The sequence below is a fragment of the Rubrivivax sp. A210 genome (assembly GCF_904426505.1).
GTDB lineage: Bacteria > Pseudomonadota > Gammaproteobacteria > Burkholderiales > Burkholderiaceae_C > Rubrivivax.
In genome coordinates this window covers 1-1638 of sequence record NZ_CAJGBN010000059.1, presented here as the reverse complement: position 1 = coordinate 1638, position 1638 = coordinate 1, and the positions used below count along the sequence as shown (strand labels likewise).

1 protein-coding gene is annotated in these 1638 nt (G+C 65.3%); it reads right to left on the bottom strand.

The genetic code is table 11. The features are described 5' to 3' along the window. Nucleotides 1-376: 376 nt before the first annotated feature. On the bottom strand, nt 377-1525 hold the full coding sequence (locus JMV16_RS21105) for an IS110 family transposase (protein WP_201496299.1): 1149 nt from the start codon (nt 1523-1525) through the stop codon (nt 377-379). Between the last annotated feature and the right edge of the window lie 113 nt (nt 1526-1638).

The window sequence follows — 1638 nt, the reverse complement described above, 5'->3', positions numbered from 1 at the left end:
AACGTTGATATGGCTTCTTTCTGTCAAGAGGCAAAAGTCAGCCCTCTGCAATTGCAGATCTCATGATTCCCGTTGCCGGACGGGGAACGCGACGGAGCCTGAGGTTGCCACCCGTAATGGATGTGCGACGGTTGTTCATGCTGATATGCGAGGGTTGGTTACCTCAAGACAGATTTACGTCGCGGGGCTGCCTTCGCTCTAGGGTCTGAGATTGCCCGACATGCGTTGCCACACGCCTGGCCCACCAATAACGTTGTCGAGGGTTCCCCAGTGGCCGCGGCTGCGCCGCGTTCCCCCTCCGGCATCTGAGTCAGTCTCTGGGTCTGCGCGCCTCCTGTCTTTTCCCCTTGTTCAGCGGTATTCGTATTCGGTCTTCTCAGTCCGCGCCGGCTTGCTCGACCTTGATGCTCTGCCAACCCGAACTCTGGACCTCGCGCCCTATCGCCCAGACGAACCCCGTGAGCTCACGCGCCACAGCGACTACGGCCTTGTTCTTCAGCACCCGGCGCGCCACCAGGCGCTTGAACTTGGCGTTCAGCCGCAGCTGTGCCTTCCAGGCGATGTCGGTGACGGCCTTGGGCAGTTGGTCATGCCGCGCAGCGATGATCGGGCTCACGCGGGGGCTGTGCTGGTAGTGCCACGCCACCTCCACCAGCATGCGCCGCGCCGCACTGTTGCCGGCTTTGGTGATGCTGCCCTGGCGCCGCTTCGGTCCCGAGGAATGTTCGCCCGGCACCAGGCCGACGTAGGCCATCAATTGCCTCGGGTTGTCGAAGCGCAGGAAGTCCTGCAGTTCCGCCACCAGCGTCATCGCCGCGACCAGTTGCACCCCGCGCATGGCCTGCAGCGCCTGCACCACCGGCGCCAGGCCCCACTCGGGCAGCGTGTCGCGCATCGCCTGCTCGAGCCTGCCGATGCGGGTCGTGGCCTCGGTCACGGCGTGCAGGTACTCCTGCAAGGCGATCTGCTGCGCCGCGTGCTCCATCTTCAGCGTGGACAGCCAGCGCAGGTGCGCCGCCGTCCACGCGCTCTTGCCCGCGTAGGCGATGCCGCTTCGCAGCAGCAGCGCCTTCAAGCGGTGGCGCGCGTTGCGGCATTCGCGCACAGCGTCCTCGCGGCTGCGTGCCAGATCGCGCACTGCTTCGTCGGCCGCGTCGGGCACACGCACCGCGGTGAGGTCCCCCGACCTGGACAGCCGCGCCAACATCATCGCGTCGCGCCGATCCGTCTTCACGCGGTCCCCCGAGCGCTTCGGAATCGACGACGGTGCGACGACTTCGCAGTCGATGCCCTGCGTGCTCAAGTGCCTCCAGATCACGAACCCGCACGGGCCTGCCTCGTAGACCACATGCAAGCGGTGCCCCCTGCTGATCAGCCGGCGCAGCGCCTTGTCCAGCCCAACCAAGTCACCGCCGATGCTGCACACATGTCGCACCTCACCTTCCCTCCCGGCGTCCGCTGTGGCAATGTCGATGCTGTCCTTGTGAACATCCAATCCCACGTACAGAGTGCTAGATTCCTTCATGGCCCGTCTCCTTGCAAGTTCGCAACGACCTGACCGCCTGTCGGCCAGGTGCATTGGTGTAGCTCGGCACGCCAACGGCGCGCAACCTACGTCATTGCAGGGGACGGGCCGCC